Below are 11,680 nucleotides of genomic sequence, written 5' to 3'. Positions count from 1 at the left end.
GCATGGTTTCGCTCGGGGTGAGGGAGGCATGCGGCGTCTTGTGTCTGCTTCATGACCGAGGGGTGTTTGGTGGCGTCGGTGCTGGGAATGCTGGAGGAGCGGGAGACGGCTGCCCGGGTGCGGGGGAGGGCCTGCGGGAGGAAGTGGCGCGGTTGGCTGGGGTGTTGGAGGCTGCGGAGATCGAGCTGGGCCGGCGGGTGATTGCGCGGGAGGAGCTGGTCGAGGCGCTGGCCGCGTCCGCGGCTGAGGCGGCTGTCGTGACCGAGGCTGAGGCGGAGCGGGAAACAGCGTCCACGCCGGTGCCGGGATCGACGGTGCCGCCGTGGCGGGAGGGGCTGCCGGTGACCGTGCTGGCGCCGGACTGCCAGCGGATTCTGGGTGTGGTGGAGGAGCGGTCCTCGGGTGGCAAGGGGCCGCTGAAGGCCAGGGAGATCGCGGTGGAGGTGGGTCTGGAGACGACGTCGGCGGAGGTCGAGGGGGTGCGCTCGAAGGCCAGGAGGCCGGCGGAGCGCGGGTGGCTCCGGCTGGAGGCGTCAGGGGCCTTCAGCGCTGGTCGGCTGCCCGTGGCCGGGCCGGACGCCGGCTCATCCGTGTGACCATCGATCACTGGATCATCGCCTCGCTGTTCTCCGGCCGCGTCTCGTAGTCCCGGGCCAGGCGGCGGGAGTTCATCAGCCACGCGAACGTGCGCTCTGCCACCCACCGCCTCGGCAGCACCGCGAATCCCCGCATGTCGTCGGTGTGTTTGACGATCTGCGGGGTCAGGGCGAGTTTCTCTCGTGCCCAGCCGACGAGGGAGCCGGTGTAGCCGCCGTCGGCCCGGACGAGGGTGATGTCGCGGTGCAGGCGGCGCAGCCTCCTCAGCAAAGCCGTGGCGGCGTCCCGGTCGCCGATGTTCGCGGCGGTGACCGCGACGACCAGGAGCGGACCGAGTGTGTCGGTCACGATGTGCCGTTTGCGGCCGGGCGTCTTCTTCCCGCCGTCGTAGCCGCGTGAGGCGGCCGGCACTGTCGCGGCGGCCCGTACCGACTGCGTGTCGATGACCCCCGCCGTGGGCTCGGCCTCACGGCCCTCGTGCTCATGGACCTTTCCGCGCAGCCGGTCGTGGAACTCGGCGATCAGCCCGTGCTCGCGCCAGCGGCGGAAGAAGGCATGGACCCGGCCCCAGGCGGGGAAGTCCGCGGGCATCGCCCGCCAGGAGATCCCTCCCGCGGCCAGGTAGCGGATCGCGTCCAGAAGTTGGCGGTGGCAGTAGCCCTCGGGCTGCCCGCCCCGGCCCTGGAGCCAGGCCGGCACCGGCAGCAACGGCCGCACGGCCGCCCACTCCGCATCCGTCATGTCCGACGGATACCGGCGTTCCCGATCGGGGTGATCGGCCGCGTTGCCGTACACGTGCGCGAGGCAATCACACGATCGGGCGGACGAGTTGAGCGCAGCGGGCGTGAGCGCGTACAACTGCGACAACAGGGCCTCCTGGTGCTGCTCGGTTCGGTTCGCACCTCCGAGCTACCAAGGGGCCCTGTCTTCATGTGCCTACCGCCAGAAGATCACCCCGGCGGGAAACCTGTTCGACTTGCACGTTCCATGATCGGTTGGGATACGGCTTCTAAAGCCACTGTCCCGTCTCGTCGTCCAGCGCGGTGAACCCGCTTGCGGGGTCGAAGACCGTCCCGGAATGGACAAGATCACGCACGCGGTAGCAGGTCCGCTGCCATGCCGAGGACCACGGTGGTGCCCACCAGGGGTCCATGGAGGCCAGTTCCTGTGCGACGGCGGGATCGAGGCTGCCGCGCCGGGCGCGTACCCGCAGATTGCCCAGAGCAGCGCCGAGGGGAAAGCCGTCCTCAGTGTCGCCAGCCTTGGCGCACAGATGCCCGTGCCGCTCCCAGTAGGTGTGGGCGCGGGCCATGGTCTGGTCACGGGCTTCGGCCATGTTGCGGCGCCGGGGGCGTGCGCGCCGGGCCGCGTCGACGGTGATGCCGATGTGCGACAGCAGCTTCTGCTGCTGGGGGTGGAGCGTGTGGCGGTGCTGGCACTGCCGGTACAGCCAGGTGCCCAGGTTCTCGCTGGTGCCGGGGAAGCCCTGGTCGGGGCGGAGGCCGCCCGCGGCTTCCGCGTGCGCGCGTGAGCGCAGGTAAAGCCGCTGCCACAGGGTGCTCCAGGGCGGGTTCCACCAGGCGTCGAGTTCGGACAGGACGCGACTGCGCTCGGGTGCCATCTGAGGGCCGGTAGCCCGCTGGTTGGACATCCACAGCCCGAGGGCGAAGCCGTTCCTCTGGTGCCGGTAGGGGATGCACAAGTGGCCGTGCTCGGCGGCGTATTCGCGGGCCAGGGCCAGACCGCGGGCGAGTCCCTGGGCCTCCTGTTCCTGACTGTCGGGGACGCTGCCGGTCTTCGGCGCGGGCGCCGCCGGGGCTTTGTGGCTCCGGCGGCTGCCGACCGTTTCGGGCTCGCGGTAGGCGGGCGCGACCCACCACATGCTCTTGGTGTGCGAGCGGTCCCCCGCACGGGAGCGCCAGCAGGCTCGGAGCCACGCGGTGAGCGGGCCGATGTCACTGTCGGCCAGGCTGTCGGCCAGCCAGGGCCGCCCGAGCCGCGCGGCGAGTTCTCGGGTGAAAGCCGGCACGTCGGCGGGCGTATGCGGCTGGTGGCCGCCGGTTTCCTCAAGGACGCGGTGCTGCCAGAAGCGGCTGGCTAGCAGCGTGGCCAGGGTGACGGTCTCCGGATAGGTCGCGGCCTCGCGCGCCGGATCAGCGACCCGTCGCCCGCGTCGCTGAGGAGCGCCAGGCGCTGCGGCCAGAGCGTCTCTTGTGGCCAGGTGGCCTGGCACCACCCGGCCACAACGGCTCGCGCTACCTCCCAGGCATCCGCGGCCTGCGGGAGACGGCGCAGCAGCTTGGCGTGGCGCTGCTGCGCCTGTGTGATCTCCGGGAGCGCGGCGACACTGAACTGGCCGCCTCCGGGTTGCCGCGGCTGCTGGCCCGTCCCGGCCGGCAGCCAGGCCTGGTGGCGTACGCACAGCCGCTGGTGCGGTTGCGTATACAGCCGGGCGGGCTCGCTGCGGCCGGTGCGGGCCGCAATGCAGCGGGCGCACGCTGCCCGGGTGGGGGCGATGGAGCTGGCGTGGTGGAAGGTCAGCGCGGGCCCGGTGTCAAAGTAGCCAACCGGTTCATGGCGATCCCAGGCAGGAAGGGCCCGTCGCAGGTGTTCGTCCGGCACTCCGGTCAGCGACGCGGGGCGGGAGCGGGCTTCGGCGTTGAGGTAGACCTCTCCGTCGTGCTTCAGCAGGGAGAAGGCCTTTCTGTTGCCGGGTGCGAAGAATTCGGCGATCAGGTCGCCGGCCGAGGCTCCGAAGCGGCTGGCCAGCCGGTCGAGGAAGGACAAGGTGGTCTCGCGGGCAAGCGGCCGGACGCCGGTGCGGCACCGGGCGGTGGGAAACAGCTGGCGCGAGGACGGCCCGTGGGAGGGAGGCGGGGGCATGTGCGGTATCCAGACTTTCTCTCCGCCGGCCGGGGGAGGAGCGGGAAGGGCGGGCGGGTCAGCCTCTGCGCCCGGCGCGCCGGGGCGGGGAGGCTGTCTGCGGGGCGAGTGCCTGCTGCTCCGCCCGGATGTCCAGCTCGATGCTTTCCAGCATGTCCCTGGTGATCCGCTCGCTGCCGTCGAGGACGGATGTCACCGCGGCTTCGCGGAGCAGGTGCGACAGGCTGCCGAGGACCCCCGCCGTGCGGCGGTGGAGGTAGACGGCCTGTGCGGGCAGCGTTTCCCGGCGGTGGTTGCGCAGTCGCAGCGCGCCCTCCATCGTGCGCAGCAGGTCCTCCCACACGCGGCGCTGGGCGGGAGTGCCATAGGGCAGCGGATCGTTGTGCAGCAGTTTGAACCGTCCTGCCAACTGCTGTCCGCGCGGCCCGGTCAGCAGTGGAGAGTCGTGCACATCGACGCCCGCGTAGACGAAGGTCGCCGGGATGCGCTCGCCCAGGTGCTTGATCTGGTCCGAGGTCTCGGCGCCGGCCCGGGTGCGGGTGTTGAGCAGATGGATGTCGTCCACGAGCACCAGCTGCGTGCGTAGTTCGCACAGTGCCGCGCACACGGCGTCGGTGATCGCTGCCTGGTTCATCCGCTGCAGCACCGGGATCCCCAGGAACCTGGCGAACTCGCTGACCAGCATCTTCGGGGTCGACGCCGGCGGGACCGCGACGAACACCACGGGAAGCCTGTCCTGCGCGCCGTGGTGCTTGAGCCGCTGCGACAGCTCGAAGATCCGCCCCAGCTCCATGAGCGTGGTGGTCTTGCCCGTGCTGGGTGGCCCGGACAGGATCAGCCCGCGCCGGGCAGTTCCCCGCTGGCGCCGGTTGACCAGAAGCGCCATCCGCAGCTGGCGCTTGACCTGTTCCATGGCAGGCGTGGTTACCACCACGAACCGGGAGTGGTAGTCCAATCGCTCCTCCTCGCTCCAGCCGGAGCCCTCCGCCTCCCCGCTGGCCGGTGCGCTCTGGACGTAGCGCTCCCAGCCCACCCAGGTCGTCACCGGCTCGAAGGGATCGTCATCGTCGGCGAAGGAGTCCGCTGTCACCACTGGCCGGCCTCCACGTACGGGTCCAGCAGCCGTGGCGCAGGCGACCGGGCTCCCTGCGGCGGCGCTTCCTCGTCCTCGCCTTCGTCGAAGCCCTCCAGGCCGTCCGGCAATTCCTCCTCCGTCTCTTCCCCCGGGATGCCCGGCTTCCCGGCATCCCGTTGCCGGGGAGCCTCCTCTGCCCGGGGGGAAGGCAGAGGAGGGTGAACCGAGGCCGCCGCGGATGCGCGGGCCGCCACAGCGCGTTCCCGGCGGGTGCCGGCTCCTGCGCTGGCGCGCCGCAGGAGTGCGTCCAGCGCACGGGCCAGGGCAAGCTCGTGTGCGTCACGGTCCGCGGTCCTGGCCACCGTTTTGCGGATGTGTCGCCAGGTGTAGTCGGTGAAGGGCATGCTCACCTGGGTGGCATGGATCCACGGAACCTCGGCAAAGCCCTCTGGCAGCCGCACCCAGATCCGCTCCGGCTCGTAGGGGTTGTAGTGGACCTCCCATCGCTCGGCCGGGCCCGGGCCCGGCGAGCTGCGCCGCCGGTGCCCGTTGAGCGCTTCGCTGTCGTAGGTGCGGTAGTCGAAGCGGATGCCGTAGTCGTTGATGGCCTGCCAGCGCACCGGCAGAAGCTCGATGTGATTGTCCGGCGACAGCGGAACCGGCACGTACCCGGTCATGCCCACCAGCGCCCCCCACATCTCGACCGGTGACAGCGTCAGGTGCGGGAGCAGGGGATGACGCAGGGAAGAATGCCGCCGTCCGTGCCATCCGGCGACCAGCCACTCATCGAAGAGTTCCTGCAGCTGCGGCAGCGTCCAGCATGCCTCCTTCTCCACATCCCGGCCGCGCTCGGCGGCACCCGACCCGGTGTAGCCGGCGACGTACTGGCAGAACTGCTGGTTGACCGTCTTGAACGTGCGCTCCACGTGGCCCTTGGCCGGGCCGTTCGCCGGCGGCGCCGGCTGCAGCGACACCCCCAACGACTCGCACGCGGCCAGGAACGAAGCGGACACGAACACCCGCCCCTGGTCCACCACCACCGTCTCCGGCACGATCACCGGTCGGGCCGCCGCCCCCTCCAGCCGCTCATCCAGCGTTAGCAGCCGCTCGTAAGGGATCACCGACCGCCGCATCGCCAGCGCCTCGTCCCACCCGGGACGCATCCGCATCGGCGCCACCATCTCAGCCAGCAGAACCGACGCGTCCACCGCGCTGGTGCCGGCCGGTCGCAGCACCGCAGCACAGATGCTCCGCGTCGCCACATCCACCGCAACCGTCAGCTCCGGCCGCGCCGTCACCCCGTCGGCCAGCACCACCATCACGTCCAGCACGGTGCTGTCCATCATCACCAGCTCCCCGGGCCGCAGCGCCACCGTCGGTGTGAACGGCGGCTGTGGCCGCGACGCGTGCCGCGCACGCTGTACCGCGCTGCCCAGCGGCCCCTGCCCGTCGGCCACGGCATGCACCAGCCGGTTGAACGTCGAGGGCGGCGGCACCGGCACCGCACCCGGCCCGTATCGGTCCTCCAGGTCCCACCGCACCAGGTCACGCAGACGCGTCAGCGTTCCCGTAGACCGCGGCTTCTGCCGCTCCAGCACCGTCTCCACCGCCTCCACCACCCGCGGATCGGCCCTGCCGACCCCGGACCGCGCACGCACGGTGCGCTGTCCACCAGCCCCCACACGCCTTTGTCCCGGTACCGCGCCCGCATCCGCCTGACCGTCGCCACACTCGTCGGGACACCGGACGCGGTCAGCTCCCCGGCCTTCGCCGCCTCCCGCTGGGCCAGCGTGGTCATCGCAGGGTCATACGCCGACCGCGGCGCACTCCGCTCCGGGCCCGCGGCACCCGACTCCACCTCCCGCACATCCCGCTCCCATCGCAGCGCCCGCTCCCGCACCGCATCCGGCAGCGCCTCCAGCAGCGCAAACGGAGGAACCGGCCGCGCAGGACGGCCGCAGACACGAAAGCCCGGATCCGCGAACAGAGCGGGAACAAACACCGCCGCGACAGTTCCCGCCTCATCGACCAACCGCGCCCGTACACCTTCCAGGGCCGCCAGCGTCCACTCACGCCCCTCCCAGCTCACCCGGTCACCCACGCAGAGCCTGTCGCGTGTCACGCCACCACCACCCCGACGGCATCTGCGGTCGCCACGGACCGCTGATGCAGCGGACGGTCCAGTGCCGTGCGCAGGACGCCGCACCACAGGGCATGGAATACCGCCGGCCACACCGCAGCCGGATCCCCCAGGTCCCGCACCCCCTCCTCCAGCGGCCGCGGACGGGCAAAAGTCGCCGCTACCTCGCCCAGCCGGATGCCGCCGTTGCGCGGATGCCGGTACCCCGCCAGCCACCGCACGTTCGCGGCCTCCGTCGGCGACGGCAGCGCGGCCACCCGGTAGCGCCACCCCGCCTCCCACGCGAGCACCGCGAGCTGCGGCGCCCGCTCCGCAACCCGCCGCGACGGCCCCTGCCGCCCGGCGCAGTCCACCAGCACGCCGCTGCCGTCCTCCAGCCGCGCCATCAGATGCGGCGCATGGACCACCGTCCCGCCGTCCTGCGCGAGCCAGACGAGTTCCACCGGACTGCACGCCAGAGCCACCACCTGCGGATTCTGGTCCAGCAGCATGACCTGCGTGCGCATCGCCCCAAACCCGTAGTGCACCAGACGTCCGGTCGTGGCCGACCACCACCAGCCCGGCGCCACACGCCGGCCGCGCCGCACGGGAAACGCACGCACCGGGGGCAGATCCTCCACCGCCAACTCCCGCGCCATACGCGGCCACGGCACCCGCCGCAGCCTCCCGTCGCCGCCGACGAACCGGGCCTCAGCCCGCACAGCCCCGCCCGCCGCGGCGGCATGGGATAAAAGATCTTCCATGACGGCCACTCAACACCACGCCGCCAGACCTGATCATTGCGCAGGTGCAGCGAGAAAGACGCCCCGCCTTGTAGCGCCCCGCCTTGCCCGCGTGACACGCAGCAGGCATGCGGCACCGGTTCCCGGCGCCGCATGCCTGCGAGCGGCCAGGCCCCAGAGGGCAAAGCAGTGCCGTCAGCGCGCAAAGGGGGCGCCTGGCCGGGTGCTCCGGACACGAGGGTCAAGGCCCTGCGCCCGCTCCTTCCCGTTCTGCGTTCCGTCGTGTCCACGGCAGTCGTACGAGCGGTGCCGGGGCGTGGCCCGGCCCAGCCAAGGAGTAGGTCATGCCGAAGAACCAGTCCGCTGCCGCGCAGAGCGCCCGCAGGGCGAGCCGCCGAAGAAGACGAACTGGGCCGCGCGGGTCCCACAGCACATCCGGTCCAGCGCCGCCATGCGCGGCTTGGACGATCGTCGGAGTTCAGCGGGCCACCCACCGAGTGCCGCTCTACGCCCACTCCACGCCCAGTCCCCGCAGCGCGTCCAGCTGCTCCTGGGCAAGCCGGTCTCGCCTCGATTTGGTGTTCGATACCCACACGCCCAGCTTCACGGCCACCGGGTCCGTCTCGCCGTCGACCACGATCTCTTCGGTGTGCCCGCGCGGCACCGGCCGCTGTCCTTCCCGTTCCACCCACTGTGTGAGGGCCGTCAGGCCGCGCTGGAACGCCTGCTGCGCCTTGCTCGTGCCCTTCGTCGCACGCGTTGCCGCCGGGGCGGGAGACGGAGCCTGAAGCGGCTGTACGCCCAGCTTCGACAGCCGCTCCTGCTGCTCGGTCGACAGCAGCTTCCAGGTGCCCGCATTCTTCTGCCGCTGAAGCCATGTGCCCAGGTCGTCGCCCTCGAACAGCACTCCGGGTTCGATGGCGGGCAGGACTCCGTCGGGTTCGTCGGTGGCGAGGTCGGCGAGGACGCGGTAGTGGCGTTGCCAGTCCAGTGGCCAGGGGCAGTTCCAGTCCGGGTCGATCGCCGCCAGCTGCTTCGCGCGCTGCGCCGCCCGCTCCGGGTCTTTCCCCAGGCCGCCCTTTCGGCGCAGGTTGGCCATGTGCTGCCCGACCGGGACCAGCTCACCTTCAGCGTCTGACCACACGGCGTCCTGCCGCGGGGCCATGTGCCTGTGCGCGCGGTGGTATGAGCGCAGTGCCGCCAGCTTGGTCTCCCAGGCTTCTTCGCCTGGTTCCCACACCATCCCGGCTTCGTCGAGCAGTTGCTTGCGGTGGGAGTCGAGTTCGCCGGCGCGGTAGGCGCGCCGCTGCTGGTGGGTCCAGCGCCCCAGGGGGAAAACGGTGACGCCCAGCTCGACTTGCGTGTCGTAGGGAACGGCGTGCAGGCCGGTGATGCCGTTCTCCTTCCGCCAGCGCAGCAGGGCCTGGTAGCCCTCCAGCCACACCAGGGATTCGGGCCGGTAGACCCGGGTGCGCAGGAACGCGGCGATGGTGCCGGCGTCGCGTGGGCTGGAGAAGTGGAGCAGGGCGGACTCGGCAGCGGCCTGCGTGTCGTCGTGTTCCTGGTCCTCGCCGTCGCCCTCGCCGCCGGCCCCGACGATCCGGCCCTCTTCGTCGCGCTGGACGTGTACCCGCCGCTGCTCGCGGCCCCGGGACAGGGCGCGCGAGGCGAGCTGCTCGACCAGGTGTTCATCATGCGAGCGCAGGCCCTGAAGCACCGCTACGAGGGGTGTAAAACTGGCGCTGGCCACCATGTCCTTGGGGTCCTCGCCGGGCTGGAGGAAGACCGGGACGATGATCCTGGCTGTCTTCTGGGTGCCGTCCGGGTTCGGCCTCAGGGCCCGGCCGATGTTCTGCACGATCTCCACCTGGGAGCCGCGGGTGTCGGCGAAGCAGATCGCCTCGACTCCCCGGGTGCCGACGATGTCGACGCCTTCACCGAGCACGCGAACGCTTGACAGGAACGCCCGGTGGACCCGCTTGCCGTCGGCGTCGATGCCGCCTGCGAACTGCGCCAGGACCTCGCGCCGCTCGGACACCCGGTGGTCGCCGCACAGCCAGGCAGACCACACCCGGTCCGGCGGCACATGACGGCCGGCCTCCAGCTCGTAGAACTCCGCGTCGATCGACGACGTCGGCAGCTCCTCCGCCTTCGCCAGGTCCTTGTCCGAGGCGTCGTTGACGTACAGCTCGGCTGCTGTCTGCGGCAGCTTCTCCGCGAATGCGGCGGCCTCCTCGACCCGCTGGTGGAACGTCATCACCGTTTTGAGGTTCCACCGGGCGGCGTGCTCCAGGAGCGCGGTCTGCAGCAGCGCCAGGCGCCTGCCCCGCAGAGCCTCCTCCGACAGTCCGGCCACGGGGGAGGGGTCGCGGATCTCCAGCACGTCGATCTCGAACCCCGCCAGAATTCCGCGCTCGATGCTCTCCGAGAGCCCGAGCTCGTAAATCCATTCGCCGTAGGGTCCTTCGGGGTCGCTTCGCATCGAAGCGATCTCCAGTTCCTCACCGTCCTTGCCCCGCTGCGGCCGGGGCGAGGCGAGGATGCGCGGGGTCGCGGTCAGATAGAGCCGGTAGTCGGCCGGGATGCGGCTGTTGTCGTGGATCGCCGACCACGGCCGACCAAGATCACCTGTAGTTCCGTGAGCTTCGTCAACTACCGCGAAGTCGAACGGGGCCATCGACTGGCCATACAGCCGCTCCCCGCCCGCCAGAGCGGCCTCCAGCGGCCCACGAACCCTCCGCCGCCCCTCCGGGTCCTCGGGGTCCTCACGGTCCACCAGAGAGGCGTACGTGGCGAACACGACCACCGGCCCCTTCCCGGCCCACAGCGCCAGCTGGATCGGGTTGGTGGTGGTCCGCACCCCGAGCTGCTCCAGGACGTCGTCCTTCTCCAGCGAGCACACCGCGACCATCGGCCCCGTATGACCGACCCCGCGCCACGCCTGGGCGGTCTGCACGAGCAGATCGAGGGTGGGGACCATGACGAGCATCCGCCCGCCCCGGAAGCACTCCAGCGCAGCCCACGCGGCCGTGATCGTCTTCCCTGACCCGGTCGCCGACACGACGGTGGCACGCGCCCCCCGAGGCGGCACTGATGACCTTGCAGGGAATCCCACCCACTTGCGGATACGCGCATTCGCGTCCACCTGGTGTTCCCGTAGCTGAATTGCAGGCATTTCTTATCCTCCCCTTGTGGCCTTTTCTCGCGGGTCGTCAGGCGGACTTGTGCGGGTGGTTGTAGGGCCGGTCATCCATCCATCGGCGGCCGTTGCACAGATGCCAGCCGCCCGGATCCTCACCATCGGGCCTGGCCTCCGGGTCGTAATGGCCGGCCTCACGCGTGCACCAGATGACGTCACCGGTGGAGTACTCGATCGTGCGGGCGTTGCACAGTGCGTCGTCCTCGCCCAGGAGCTCCAGCACCCGGCGCCGCTCCATGGTGTGCGGGTACGTCCGGTGGAGCACCTGGCACGCGAAGGCCCTCAGCCGCTCCAACTCCCCGGCCCCGTCCGGCGCAGGCTTCCCCGCCTGTAAACGGGCTGCCGCAGCCGCTCGCCCACGCTGCCGGAACCGGCGGTCGGCCGTGCGCACCAAGCCCTCGCTCACAGCGGCCACAGCATCGGCCCAGCCCTGCGCGTACTCCTCCCCTCGCACCTCAGGAAGTTCCCAACTGCCCCGCCGCACATCGCCATGGACGCGCGCCAGGGCGCCGACCTCGATGGCGGACACGACCGCATCGACTTCCCCCGGCTCCAGCCCGGCCGTCTCCATCAGCGCGAACGCGCGCAGCCGCGCGTTCCTGGCAGCCTTTCGGTAAGCAGCGATTCGCTGTTCCGGACCGCTGCTCAACGCCATTTCAGTACTGTTTTCGTGACCGGTCATCAGCAGGGTTCTCTTTCGGTCGGGTTGGGCTTCCGGGTGGTTGGGGGTGTCTCGTGTTTCCGCCAACGGTACATGGTGCATCAATCTGATGCACCCACTACACTGGAACCCACACGAACGAGCGACCCCCACCCCTCGTAGCCAGCCTGGCCCGCATTAGCGGGCCTCAACGGTTCTGGAGGCGCAGCCGGAAGGACCGTTGGGCGGGGGAGCGCAGCGGACCCGCCGACCCGGCCTGGAGCGAAGCGAAAGGCCGGCCATCGGAACGAAGTCCCGCAGCTCCGGGAGCGCAGCGGACGGAGCGTCAACCCTGATGCGCAGCACCAGGGTTGTGCGGGTGGCGCAGCCACCCGCTAGCGCTCCCGCGGAGCGGGAGCGCAAC

Annotated in this window: 9 protein-coding genes; 1 reads left to right on the top strand and 8 read right to left on the bottom strand. The window is 71.0% G+C overall.

Features of this window, described 5'->3' with window-relative positions; genetic code table 11:
• Positions 1-596: hypothetical protein (locus AC27LF_RS44855; RefSeq protein ID WP_479662348.1), on the top strand; the 596-nt coding region annotated here is incomplete at its 5' end.
• A gap of 7 nt (positions 597-603) precedes the next feature.
• On the opposite strand, the gene AC27LF_RS44850 is transcribed toward AC27LF_RS44855, so the two are convergent.
• From AC27LF_RS44850 to AC27LF_RS44815, 8 genes are all read right to left on the bottom strand, one after another.
• The gene (locus AC27LF_RS44850) at positions 604-1,338 is read right to left on the bottom strand and encodes an IS5 family transposase (protein WP_479662347.1); all 735 of its coding nucleotides are present in this window, start codon (positions 1,336-1,338) and stop codon (positions 604-606) included.
• A gap of 268 nt (positions 1,339-1,606) precedes the next feature.
• Complete coding sequence (locus AC27LF_RS44845; RefSeq protein WP_479662346.1) at positions 1,607-2,626, bottom strand: helicase associated domain-containing protein; 1,020 nt, start codon at positions 2,624-2,626, stop codon at positions 1,607-1,609.
• Positions 2,627-2,694: 68 nt separating this feature from the next.
• The gene (locus AC27LF_RS44840; RefSeq protein ID WP_479662345.1) at positions 2,695-3,480 is read right to left on the bottom strand and encodes a TniQ family protein; all 786 of its coding nucleotides are present in this window, start codon (positions 3,478-3,480) and stop codon (positions 2,695-2,697) included.
• A 58-nt stretch (positions 3,481-3,538) separates the two neighbouring features.
• Positions 3,539-4,570, bottom strand: coding sequence for a TniB family NTP-binding protein (locus AC27LF_RS44835; RefSeq protein WP_479662344.1), 1,032 nt, complete (start codon positions 4,568-4,570; stop codon positions 3,539-3,541).
• Positions 4,567-6,051 carry a Mu transposase C-terminal domain-containing protein gene (locus tag AC27LF_RS44830; RefSeq protein ID WP_487231304.1) on the bottom strand — a complete coding sequence of 495 codons (1,485 nt, stop codon included), beginning with the start codon at positions 6,049-6,051 and terminating at the stop codon, positions 4,567-4,569. The genes AC27LF_RS44835 and AC27LF_RS44830 overlap by 4 nt, the downstream gene beginning before the upstream one ends.
• Positions 6,052-6,673: 622 nt before the next feature.
• Positions 6,674-7,438 (bottom strand): TnsA-like heteromeric transposase endonuclease subunit, encoded by a 765-nt coding sequence (locus AC27LF_RS44825; RefSeq protein ID WP_479662349.1) that lies wholly within the window; start codon positions 7,436-7,438, stop codon positions 6,674-6,676.
• Between the two features lie 484 nt (positions 7,439-7,922).
• Entirely contained in the window at positions 7,923-10,592 is a 2,670-nt protein-coding gene (locus AC27LF_RS44820; protein WP_479662342.1) for a helicase associated domain-containing protein, read from the bottom strand.
• A 37-nt stretch (positions 10,593-10,629) separates the two neighbouring features.
• Positions 10,630-11,298, bottom strand: coding sequence for a hypothetical protein (locus tag AC27LF_RS44815; RefSeq protein ID WP_479662341.1), 669 nt, complete (start codon positions 11,296-11,298; stop codon positions 10,630-10,632).
• Positions 11,299-11,680: the final 382 nt, after the last annotated feature.

The organism is Streptomyces diversicolor (assembly GCF_057537855.1).
The sequence above is the reverse complement of the archived record's forward strand: the minus strand, read 5'-3'. Positions and strand labels throughout refer to the sequence as shown.

What these genes read in the sequence shown, in the direction of transcription:
- AC27LF_RS44820 (WP_479662342.1), bottom strand. Translation starts at nt 10,592, where the DNA reads ATGCCTGCAATTCAGCTACGGGAACACCAGGTGGACGCGAATGCGCGT.
- AC27LF_RS44850 (WP_479662347.1), bottom strand. Translation starts at nt 1,338, where the DNA reads ATGACGGATGCGGAGTGGGCGGCCGTGCGGCCGTTGCTGCCGGTGCCG.
- AC27LF_RS44815 (WP_479662341.1), bottom strand. Translation starts at nt 11,298, where the DNA reads ATGACCGGTCACGAAAACAGTACTGAAATGGCGTTGAGCAGCGGTCCG.
- AC27LF_RS44840 (WP_479662345.1), bottom strand. Translation starts at nt 3,480, where the DNA reads ATGCCCCCGCCTCCCTCCCACGGGCCGTCCTCGCGCCAGCTGTTTCCC.
- AC27LF_RS44825 (WP_479662349.1), bottom strand. Translation starts at nt 7,438, where the DNA reads ATGGAAGATCTTTTATCCCATGCCGCCGCGGCGGGCGGGGCTGTGCGG.